At 74.7% G+C, this 10,605-nt stretch carries 7 protein-coding genes; all 7 read left to right on the top strand.

The window, feature by feature from the left end; translation table 11 throughout:
• Positions 1-241 precede the first annotated feature (241 nt).
• The 7 genes from ACGF0D_RS30460 to ACGF0D_RS30430 all read left to right on the top strand — a co-directional run bounded on the left by ACGF0D_RS30460 (position 242) and on the right by ACGF0D_RS30430 (position 10,374).
• Positions 242-1,651, top strand: a complete 1,410-nt coding sequence (locus ACGF0D_RS30460) for a histidine kinase (RefSeq protein WP_392921637.1) — start codon at positions 242-244, stop codon at positions 1,649-1,651.
• Positions 1,603-2,268, top strand: coding sequence for a LuxR C-terminal-related transcriptional regulator (locus ACGF0D_RS30455; RefSeq protein WP_392884188.1), 666 nt, complete (start codon positions 1,603-1,605; stop codon positions 2,266-2,268). Before ACGF0D_RS30460 ends, ACGF0D_RS30455 begins: the two co-directional genes overlap by 49 nt.
• 222 nt (positions 2,269-2,490) lie before the next feature.
• Positions 2,491-4,020 (top strand): DUF2637 domain-containing protein, encoded by a 1,530-nt coding sequence (locus ACGF0D_RS30450; protein WP_392921636.1) that lies wholly within the window; start codon positions 2,491-2,493, stop codon positions 4,018-4,020.
• 156 nt (positions 4,021-4,176) lie between these two features.
• On the top strand, positions 4,177-5,433 hold the full coding sequence (locus ACGF0D_RS30445) for a DUF6986 family protein (RefSeq protein ID WP_392921643.1): 1,257 nt from the start codon (positions 4,177-4,179) through the stop codon (positions 5,431-5,433).
• Positions 5,434-5,552: 119 nt separating this feature from the next.
• The gene (locus tag ACGF0D_RS30440; protein ID WP_392884192.1) at positions 5,553-6,209 is read left to right on the top strand and encodes a YigZ family protein; all 657 of its coding nucleotides are present in this window, start codon (positions 5,553-5,555) and stop codon (positions 6,207-6,209) included.
• A gap of 270 nt (positions 6,210-6,479) precedes the next feature.
• Positions 6,480-8,492 (top strand): hypothetical protein, encoded by a 2,013-nt coding sequence (locus ACGF0D_RS30435; protein ID WP_392921633.1) that lies wholly within the window; start codon positions 6,480-6,482, stop codon positions 8,490-8,492.
• Between the two features lie 115 nt (positions 8,493-8,607).
• Complete coding sequence (locus ACGF0D_RS30430; RefSeq protein WP_392921630.1) at positions 8,608-10,374, top strand: restriction endonuclease; 1,767 nt, start codon at positions 8,608-8,610, stop codon at positions 10,372-10,374.
• The last annotated feature ends 231 nt before the right edge of the window (positions 10,375-10,605 follow it).

Genomic DNA, 10,605 nt, shown 5'->3' with positions numbered 1-10,605 from the left:
ACTGCAGGGGGGACCCTGTGGGAGAGTAGGACGCCGCCGAACAATTCTTCTGAAAAGCCCCTGATCCATTCGGATCAGGGGCTTTTCGCATTTCCGGACCATCTCACTCGCTGGTGTCACTTTGTCCACCGGCAGGTGGTCCTAGGTCCACCCCGGAATTGGGGTGCCATGGCCAGTGTGGGTGATGGACGGTTCGTGAAGACTGACGGAGGACGATCGGTACCGGCATCAGGAGCTTCCCGTGACAACAGTGAGTCGTACAGGCGGCACGTCCGTACGTGCGCAGGCCCGGGCAGCCTTCGAGACCGGCGGCGAGGCTCTGACCCGGCTGGTCGTGGTGCTGCTGACCGCGGTGCCGGGGGTGGTGCTGCCGGTGGCGGCAGCCGTTCTCTCCGGGGTGACCACGGCCCAGTTCCTCCAGAACTACTCCCCGGCGATCCTCGCCGCGCTGCTGGTGGCGGCGATCGCCGGATCGGTGGTGGCGGCCTTCCTGGTCCGCAGCGTCGCCGACCGCGCCCGCGGCCAGCTGGCGCGCTGGTTCGGCATACGGCTGCCGGCCACCTACGCTCCGCGCCCGGAGCTTGAGTTGGACGGGCGCGGACACTGGTGGACGGGGTACACCTACCACCGCTCGCGGACGGTGGCGAAGTACGCGCAGCTGGTCCACTGGGGCCTGCGGGACCGGACCACCCGTGCCGAGCTGCTCTGGATGCTGGTGAACCCGCTCCTCGTGGCGGCCGTGGTTGGCCCGGTGGCTGTTCTGCTCGGGCTGGGCGTCGTCTACATCCTGTCGGGGCCGGTGACGGTGAACGACTTCGGCCCGCTGAGCGGCCGGATGGCGTCCATCCTGCTGAGCACCGTGCTCGGGGCGGCCATGATCGTGGTCGGGGTACTCGTGGCACCGTTCGCGGTGCGGATGTACGCGGAGGCGGCCCGGCGGGTGCTGGACCAGGACGGCCGGGCGTCGCACGCCCAGCTGACCAGGCGGGTGGCCGAGTTGACGGAGACGCGGGCGGATGCGGTGGGCAACCAGGCGGCCGAGCTGCGGCGGATCGAGCGGGACCTGCACGACGGCGCCCAGGCGCGGCTGGTCGCGATCGGGATGACGCTGGGCACGATCGAGCACCTGATGGACACCGACCAGGAGGCCGCGCGGGAGCTCCTCGCCGAGGCCCGCCAGTCGTCCGCCCGGGCCCTCCAGGAGCTGCGGGACCTGGTGCGGGGCATTCACCCGCCGGTGCTCGCCGAGCGCGGGTTGGGCGACGCCGTCCAGCTGTTGGCGCTGGACAGCGCGCTGCCGACCGAGGTGTGCGTGAGCCTGCCGGACCGGCTGCCGGCCGCGGTGGAGGCCGCCGTGTACTTCAGCGTCTGCGAGCTGCTGGCCAACGCGGCCAAGCACTCCGGGGCGGAGCAGGTGTGGGTGGACATCCTCTACCGGGCCGGCTTCCTGCGGGTCACGGTGACGGACGACGGCGTGGGGGTGGCGGACCCTTCGCGCGGGACGGGGCTGCGCGGGATCGAGAAGCGATTGGGTACCTTCGACGGTGTCCTCTCCATCGACAGCACGTCGGGCGGACCCACCACCATCACCCTGGAGTTGCCGTGCGAGTTGTCCTCGCCGAGGACCTCTACCTCCTTCGCGAAGGCCTGATCCGGCTGCTGGAAGCGCACGGCTTCACCATCGCCGCGGCGGTGGAGACCGGTCCCGAGCTGTTGGAGGCCCTGCTGACCCACCGCCCGGACGTGGCCGTGGTCGACGTCCGGCTGCCCCCGACGCTCACCGACGAGGGCCTGCAGGCGGCGCTCAAGGCCCGGCGGGAGATCGAGGGCCTGCCGGTGCTGGTGCTGTCGCAGCACGTCCAGCAGCTCTACGCGCGGGAGTTGCTGGCCGACGGCACCGGGGGGATCGGCTACCTGTTGAAGGACCGGGTGTTCAACGCCGGGCAGTTCATCGACGCGGTCCGCCGGGTGGCCTCCGGCGGCACGGCGATGGACCCGGACGTGATCGCCAAGCTGATGCAGACCACCTCGCGTCGGTCCGGTCCGCTGCAGCGGCTCTCCCCGCGCGAGCGCGAGGTGCTGGAGCTGATGGCCGAGGGCTGCTCGAACTCGGCGATCGCCGCCCGGCTGTCGGTGAGCGACGGCGCGGTGGCCAAGCACATCGCCAACATCTTCAGCAAGCTCGAACTCGCCCCCGACGAGGACGCCAACCGCCGGGTGCTGGCCGTGCTCGCCTACCTCAACGGCACGGCGGGGCGGCCCCGGTGACGATCCGACCCATCTCCACCGCAGCTCCGCGCGGTGCCGGAGACCGGCGTCGCTCCGCCCCACTGTGACACCCCAGGCTGTGGGAACGCTTAAACACGTGTACGAGTAAACTCCGGTGGGCCGAGCCCGGAGATTGCTCAGCCGTCCGGGGGCCCGAGCAACGGGACTCGGCAGCCGAGGCAGCGTACGGCAGCAGCCGACATCCAGGGGTTGATAGACGTAATGGCACGCCCAACGCTCACCAAGGCCCATCGGGGCCTGCTCGGCCTGGTCGCGGCCGGTGCTGTCATCATCTCGGGCATCGGCTTCGCGGGGTCGTACAACGCGGTGCGCGAACTGGCCGTGGAGAAGGGCTTCGGCGCCTTCTCCTACGCCTTTCCGATCGGTGTGGACGCCGGCATCGTCGTGCTCCTCGCGCTCGACCTGGTGCTGACCTGGCTGCGAATACCCTTCCCGATGCTGCGGCAGACCGCGTGGCTGCTGACCGTCGCCACCATCGCCTTCAACGCGGCCGCCTCCTGGGGAGACCCACTCGGCATGGGGATGCACGCCGTCATCCCGGTGCTCTTCGTCGTCGTGGTCGAGGCCTCGCGGCACGCGGTCGGCCGGATCGCGGCGATCACGGCGGACCGTCACATGGAGTCGGTCCGGGTGATGCGCTGGATCCTCTCCCCGGTACCGACCTTCCGGCTCTGGCGGCGGATGAAGCTCTGGGAGCTCCGCTCCTACGACGAGGTCATCCGACTCGAACAGAACCGCCTGGTCTACCGGGCGCAGCTGCGCTTCCGCTACGGCCGTGGCTGGCGCCGCTCGGCGCCGATCCAGGCGCTGCTGCCGCTCAAGCTCGCCAAGTTCGGCGTGCCGCTGGACCCGGCCCTGCTCGACCGGTTGGACGACGAGGGACGCGAGCGCGAGGCCATCGAGCTGTCGGCGGAGGCGGAGCCGGAGGCGCAGGGAACGGCCCCTCAGGAGCACCGCGCCACCGCGGCCATCGCCCCGGCCGCCGAGGTCCAGGCCCAGCAGCCCCAGCGCCGGCAGCAGGCACCGGAGGCCGTCCAGCAGGCTGCCCCGCAGGTCGAGCAGGTCGAGCCCGAACAGCCGCAGCAGTCCGCGACCGTCGCGCCGATGTCCGCCGAGGTCGCCGCACCGATGCTCGCGAAGCTGGCCGCCGTCCGGCTGCGGGCCGCTCAGGAGCCGGAGGAGGCGGCGGACGCCGTCCCGCAGCCGCGTGGCGAGGAGCTGAACGTCTGGACCGCCCGCCCGGTCCGCACCACCGGCCACCCGGCGGACGCCGCCCCGGGCGGGCGGGTGCCCGGCCAGGCCTCGCCCTGGTTCAAGCCGCCGCGCCCGGTCGCCGAGGAGCCCGACTCCGCCCCCGTTCCCGCGCCTGAGGCCGCGCCCGGTCCGCAGGCGCAGCACCCGGTCGGCCTGCAGCAGCGGCCCGAGCAGCCCGCCGAGCCCGAGCAGCCGGTCCCGGCCGACGAGCGTGCCCACGCCGAGCAGCCGGTCCACGCCGAGCAGCGCGAGATCCCCCCGGTGCCCGCGCGCCTCGACCCGGACCTCGCCTACGAGGCGCTCGTCTCGTACATGGACAGCTACGGTCACCAGCCCGACCCCCAGCGCCTCGCCGACTGGCTGACCAGGGAGTTCGGCGTCACCGGGAAGGGCCCGGACGGTTCGGTGCACCCCAAGGAGGTCGCCGACCTGTACCCGGAGCTGAACGAGCGCTACGCCGCCGCCGGGAGGGACTGACCGCGGCCGCCACCGTCCGGGGCCCGGTCGGCCAGGGGTGCCGGTCATTGACGCCCGGTCCCGCCGGAGCTACCTTCGCTTCAACAAAGTGTTGAAGCGAAGGTTCGGCATGGAGGAGCGCGGATGACAGGGGTCGGAGCCGACGCAACCGGGCCGATGGACGGGGCCTCCTTCTCCACCGCGGCCCGCGCCGCCGTGGAGGCGCTGCTCGCGCCGGTCGACGCCGACCTGGCGCACCGTTACCCGGGCGAGCCCGGGACCAGGCAGCCGGTGCACACCGTCTACGTCCCGGCCGACGCCTTCGGGGCCGACACCGTGCGGGAGTGGGGCCGCCGGGCCCTGGAGGCCCTGGACCGCCACGCCGCCACCCCCGCCGAGCTCGCCCGCGCCCTCGGCGTCGCGGACGACGAACTGCTCGCCGACGTGTACGCCCGGGTCCGCGCCAAGCTGGAGCGCGAGCCGATCGAGGACCTGCGGATCGACTTCGAGGACGGCTACGGCCCCCGCCCCGACGCGGAGGAGGACGCGGCCGCCGTCCGCGCCGCCGAGCTGGTCGCCGCGACGGTGGCCGAGGGCGGCGCCCCGCCGTACCTCGGCATCCGGATCAAGTGCATGGAGGCCGCCGTCCGGGCCCGCGGCATCCGCACCCTGGAACTGTTCCTGGCCACCCTGTCGGCCGCCGGCGGGCTGCCGGACGGCCTGGTGCTCACCCTGCCCAAGGTGACCTACGCCGAGCAGGTCACCGCGCTGGTCCGGCTGCTGGAGGACTTCGAGGGCAGGGCCGGGCTGCCCGCCGGCCGGATCGGTTTCGAGATCCAGATCGAGACCACCCAGGCGATCCTCGGCCCGGACGGCCGGGCCACCGTCGCCCGGATGATCGAGGCCGCCGGGGGGCGGGCCACCGGCCTGCACTACGGGACCTTCGACTACAGCGCCGCCTGCGGCGTCAGCGCGGCCCACCAGAGCATGGACCATCCCGTGGCCGACCACGCCAAGGCGGTCATGCAGGTGGCGGCCGCCGGCACCGGGGTCCGGCTCTCCGACGGCTCGACCAACGTCCTCCCGACCGGCCCCACCGAGCAGGTGCACGCCGCCTGGAGGCTCCACCACGACCTGGTCCGCCGCTCGCTGGCCCGCGCCTACTACCAGGGCTGGGACATGCACCCGGCGCACCTGCCCACCCGCTACGTCGCGGTCTACTCCTTCTACCGCGAGGGCCTGGCGGCCGCGGCGGCCCGGCTGGCCGCGTACGTCGCGAAGACGGGCGGCGCCGTGATGGACGAGCCCGCCACCGCCCGGGCGCTGAGCGGCTACCTGGTGCGCGGCCTGGACTGCGGGGCCGTCGACCTCGCCGAGGTCACCGCGCTGACCGGCCTGGACCGCGCGCGGCTGAACGCGCTGGCCGGCCGCTGAAGCGCCGGCAGTCGGCCGCCGGTCCCTCCCGTCGGGCGCCAACTAGGCTGGCGGTGCCGCCCCGGTGCGCCGGAGCGTGCGCCGTCAGCCTTCGCCGTCCTCGGGAGGATCCCCACACCATGTCCGCCACGCCGGAGCCCACCGCCAGGCCGTACCTCACCATCCGGCGGGCCGGCAGCCACGAGACCGAGATCAAGAAGTCCCGGTTCATCTGCCACCTCGCCCGGGTCGCCGACGAGGAGGAGGCGCAGGCCTTCATCGCCGGCATCCGCAAGCAGTACTGGGATGCCCGGCACAACTGCACCGCCTTCGTGGTCGGCGACGACCAGCGCCGCGAGCGCTCCAGCGACGACGGCGAACCCGGCGGCACGGCCGGGGTGCCGATGCTGGAGGTGCTGCGCCGGCGCGGGCTGACCGACACCGTCGCCGTGGTCACCCGGTACTTCGGCGGGATCAAGCTCGGCGCGGGCGGCCTGGTGCGGGCGTACGGGAACGCGGTGTCGGAGGCGGTGGACGAGATCGGCCTGCTGGAGCGCCGGCCGGTCGCGCTGCTCGCGGTGACGGTGGACCACGTCCGGGCCGGACGGGTGGAGAACGACCTGCGGGCGGCCGGGTACGCGGTGAGCGACCTGGCGTACGAGGCCACCGGGGTGCGGATCGAGGTGGGCGTGCCGGAGCCGGACGTGGCGGACTTCCACACCTGGCTGGCCGAGGCGACCGGCGGCACCGCGGCGGCGGTCCCGGCCGGCCGCACCTACGTCGAGGTGCCGGTCTGACCGGCGGGGCGGGCGGCACCTCGTGGGGCCGGCGGGTCGCAGGAGCCGTCGGGCGGCCAGGGGACGGCCCCTGACCGGCCGTCTCTTGTAGCTCCGGCCCCGCGCCACGCGGAAGACCGCTTGAGTAGATTCACCCGAACGTAGTGTCGTAGCCCGGAGTTGGAACTTCCGCTCCGGGCCGTGGCGTTTCCTGGGCAAGGTTCCGGCAGAACCGGACGAAACCATCGATGGAGGACACAGGACCCCACCCCGCACCACGGAGGTATGCGCATGACCTCAGACCGTTCGACCTCGAATCCCCCGTCCGCGACGACTCCGACCTCCGACCGCCCGGCCCCCGGCCGCCCGACCTCGAACCATCTGACCTCGACCCACCCGGCGCCGACCCACCCGACCTCGAACCATCCGATCGCCAACCGCACCGCCCCGAACCGCGTCCGCTCGCACACCGCCGCCGACCTGCCCGGCCCCCGTGGTCCGGCGACGCCCTACCGGATGACGGTCACCACGGCCCTCACGCACGCCGAGGCCGTCGCCCTGGCCGACGAACAACTGGCGGACTGGCTGAAGCAGGAGGGCTTCGAGGAGCCCCCACCGGTCCACCACGCCGCCGTCGGGCGGAGTGCCGAACCGGCTCCCAGCACCGAGCGCCTCCGCCTGGGCGAGCGTGTCCTGCTCGACCGCGACCAGGGGCCGCTGCGCGGCGACCCGGGCACCGGCCGCTACCACCGCCGCCGCCTGCGCACCCCGGCCCCGCACGGCACCCAGCAGCTCACCCTCACCGTGGCCACCGCTCCCGACGGCCCCACCTGGGTCCGGCTGGAGGCCGAGACCCACAACACCGGCAGCGGCGTGCGCACCCCGTGCCGGGTGCCGGTGCCCGAACTCGCCCGCTCGCTCCTCCCGCTGCTCGACGCCACCGACGGCCCGGCCGCCGTCCACTCCGCACCCCGGCTGATCACGGCGGACGAGGTGGACGCCCTGATCGACGAGCTGTGCGATCCCGAACGCAGGCTGCCGACGGTGGTGGCCAGCGTCCCGGTGAACCTCCCGCTCGACCACTGGGTGCAGGACGTGGTGGCCCCGCTCTGCCAGCAACTGCCCGGCCTCGCCACCGCCTACGTGCTGGACCCCGGCGCCCGCACCGGATTCAACGTCGCGCTGGAGTACCACACCGTCTACGGCGGCGCGGTGCGCACCTACCTGCCCGAGGTCGACCCGGCCTCCCGGCAGGACAGCGCCCGACATCCGGTACTCGCCCGGAGCCGAATAGAGGAGGATCTGCGCCGTGCCGCCGGGCTGCTCGCCCGTGAGCCGCGCCGCCTGGCCGCCGAGCGGCCACTGCCCCCGCCACTGGCGGCCGTCCCCGTGCTGCGTGTTCCGCCGCCGCAGCTCCGCCGGCCGGCGGAGCAGGCCGTCGACCCGGCAGTCGAGTCGGCGACTGAGCCGGCGGCCGAGCGCGCCGTCGGGCAGGCCACCGTACGGACCGCGGACGGGGCCGTCCCGTCCCGGGGCGCCGAACCGGCCGTGCTCGTCCGCGAGGAGCAGCGGGACCGCGTCGGACAGCAGGCCAGGGCCGACGAGTCGGAGCCGGTCCGGCACACCCCGCGCCTGGAGCGCCGCGACCACCGCGAGCACGGCCAGGGCCGGGAGGGCCGCGACGGGCGGGACATCCGGGAGGGCCGTCTCCGCTCCGGAGCCCGCGCCCTGACCGGGCGCCACTGCGTCGTACCGGGCGGCGGGCCGGCCGCCGGGGCGCCGCACCCCACGGCCCAGCCCCCCGACCTCGGTGGCGTGCCCGAGACCTTCACCGAACTCATGGCCAGACTGGGCGAGTTCCCGCTGGTGACCTTCACCGGTGACCAGAAGAACGCGCTCGCCCTGGACGGGCTCCAGTGCGCGGGCGCGGGCTGGGCCCGGCTCGCCTGGGACGGGCTGACCGCCCTCCAGGAGTACGCCGAGGCGGCCGTGCGTGGTGCGGCCGGCGGGGACTTCAAGCAGTGGTGCGAGCGGACCCCTGAGGGCTGTCGCCGCTTCCCGCCCCGCAAGGCGGTCCGCGGGGAGTCCCGGACGGTGTTCAGCCACACCAAGTGGAAGCGCGAGCGGATGCTGCCGGTGCCGGAATGCGTCGACTCCTCCCGGCGCGCCTTCATGGGGGCGCACCTGCGGATCGGCGGTGGCCGCACCGCGCCCCGGCTGCACTACCTGGACGACTGCTCCGGCAGCGGCCGGATCTACGTCGGCTACATCGGTCTGCACCTGACCAACACCCGGACCAACTGAGCGGCTTGGCTGACCGCTGCGCCCGTTCGGGGGACAATGTCCGGCAGGAGCGGGTCCACAGGCTCGCCGACCGCCCCGGGCAGGAGCCGGACGAGCATGGGGGAAACGACGACCGATGCAGTACTCAGCAGACGGCCAGTCCGACGGAACCGCCACCGTCCAGTTCCCCCGGCCGGGCTTCCTCGCCTCGGTCTTCCGTGACTTCGGTGCCGCGGAGGGTCCGGCACCGGACAGCGCCGTCACCGGCCGCCCCGACGGCGGCGCGTCCGGTGACGGCCCGTCCGGTGAGCACCCGTCCGGCAAGGGCCCGTCCGAGCCGGCCCCCGCCGGCCCCGGGTCCGCCGGCCAGGGAACCGACCGGGGCCCCGGCCACCCTGGCTCCGGCTCCGGCTCCGGTTCCGCCTCCGGTGAGGCCGACCCGGACGAGGCCGTGGCGGCCCAAGCCCGGGCCGCCGCCCTGGCCCACCACCGCACGCGCGCCGTCCAGGCCGACCACGACCGGCTGGCCGACCTGCTGCGGCGGGCCGCGCTGCCCGTCTCGGCCATGGACTTCGAGAGCCAGCTGCGCCACTACCAGCCCCGCCCCTACCCGGCCGGCGGCTCCGGCGCCGACGACGGGGCCGAGCCCCGCTGGGAGGACTTCGCGCCCGCCGAGCCGCCCGCGGCCGACCCGGAGAGCGGCCCGTCCCGACGGCTGCTCGACTCGGGCTACCAGCGGGAGCTGGCCCAGGCGCGGCTCACCCACCAGCGCGCCCTGCGGGAGTGGCGCACCCGCCGGGCCGAGGCCGGCAGCCCGGCCGCCGACGAGTCCCGGCGCGCCCACGAGGCGGCCGAGCAGGCCCGGGCCCGCGCCGTCCGCGAGTACAACGAGAGCCTGGAGGAGTGTCGGCGGGCCTACCGGCTGGCCGAGCCGGCCGCCGTGGAGTCGCTGCTGGAACGGGCGCTGGCCGCCGCCGAGACCGCCACCCAGGACCTGCCCACCCCCTGCCGGGCGGTCTTCCGCCCGCTCACCCGCACCGCCGTGCTGGACCTCGACCTGCCGGCGCTCGACCTGGTGCCCTCGCTCACCGGCTACCGGTTCGCCCCGGACGGCGACATCCTCCCGGTGCCGCGCCCGACCGCGGACCGGGCCACCGACTACCTGCGGCTGGTCGCCCGGCTGGCCCTGCGCGCCCTGCAGGCGGCCGACGCCGTCGACACCGACGAGATACTCGCCGGCGTCGTCCTCAACGGCTGGCTGCGCGATCCCGCCACGGCGGAGCCGGTCTGCCTGGTCAGCGTGGACGCCGACCGGGACGCGCTGGCCCGCACCCGGCTGCTGCCGCCGGGCACCCCGTACGAGGAGCGCGACGACGAGGGCGTCTACGCCGACGCCGAGCAGGACGAGGCCCTGGTGCGGCTGCGTCAGCTCGGCGCCGCCGTCACCCCGGACCCGTACGACCGGGCGGGTGTCCGGCCGGCCGCCCAGGCCGGGGCCGCCGTGCCGGCCGCCGCCGACCTGTCCGCCAACGAGTTCGCCCAGCTGGTGCGGGACCTGCTGACCCGCGGCGGGATGGCGCAGTGGAGCGTCCGGCTGCGCGGTCCGGCGGGGCTGGTCGCCACCGGCGAGGGCGCGCCCGGTACCGCGCTGCCCGGCCGCTGGGTGGTCTGGGCCTCCCGGGACACCGCGTCGGTCGGCGCCGAGCAGATCGAGACCCTGGCCGAGGCGGTCGGCGAGGAGTCCGCCGAGCGCGGCCTGCGGCTGACCACCGGACGGTTCACCGAGGAGGTGCTGGACCTCACCGCCGAGGAGGGCCACCGGCACATCCACCTGATCGACGGCGAAGGCGTCCGCGAACTCGCCCACACCCACCTCGGTCTGCCGCTCGCCACCGGCGGCTGACCGGCCCCTCGCCCCGGTCGGCGGACTCACTCCGACGGCCCACCCGGCGGCCGGTCCGGCAGGCGTCCCGTCAGGCCCGGGCCGAGGCTGGGGGGACGGCTCCCGACCGCGCCCCGGCACCCCGGGTGACCACCGCCGAACGGGCGTCCGGTACGGTCGGCGATCGGCCCGGCCACGGGCGGATCCCAGGGGGAGAGGAATGGGCAGAGCGCTCGGCGGACCATCCGACGA

The sequence above is a fragment of the Kitasatospora sp. NPDC048298 genome, from assembly GCF_043201465.1.
In the GTDB taxonomy this organism is placed as follows: Bacteria; Actinomycetota; Actinomycetes; order Streptomycetales; family Streptomycetaceae; genus Kitasatospora.
This window is presented reverse-complemented; position numbering and strand designations above follow the sequence as displayed.